At 68.3% G+C, this 369-nt stretch carries 1 protein-coding gene; it reads right to left on the bottom strand.

The features are described from left to right. A partial coding sequence (locus tag SB847_RS20620; RefSeq protein ID WP_410578429.1) for a hypothetical protein occupies positions 1 to 369 on the bottom strand: 369 nt, incomplete at both ends.

Below are 369 nucleotides of genomic sequence, written 5' to 3'. Positions count from 1 at the left end.
CGACCTGCTCCTCGCTGAAGCCGCGGGCGCGGCTCTCGGCGGCAACGACGACGGGCGGTTTGCCGTTCGGGTCCTGCCGCGCCTGCAGCTTGGCGTCGGCCAGGCAGAGGGCGGCGACCCAGCCCTCGCTCTTGTCGGTCTTCACCTTGGCCCAAGTGGCCGTGTGCTTCTTCTCGGGCGCCATCTCGCGGCCGGAATGCTTCTCCTGCTGGGAGTCCGGCAGCAGGTATTCGCCCTTGTAATCGACCGGAACGACGGGGGCACCGTAGCTCAAGATGTCGGTTTTGGCCGCCATGCGGTTCGGTTCGGACAGCAGCGGCGTGTCGCGGCAGGCCACGAAGGCGGGGGCGTCCAACGAGAAGTTGGTGC

The organism is Bacillus sp. SIMBA_026, from assembly GCF_046535335.1.
Classification (GTDB): domain Bacteria; phylum Bacillota; class Bacilli; order Bacillales; family Bacillaceae; genus Bacillus; species Bacillus velezensis.
This window is presented reverse-complemented; position numbering and strand designations above follow the sequence as displayed.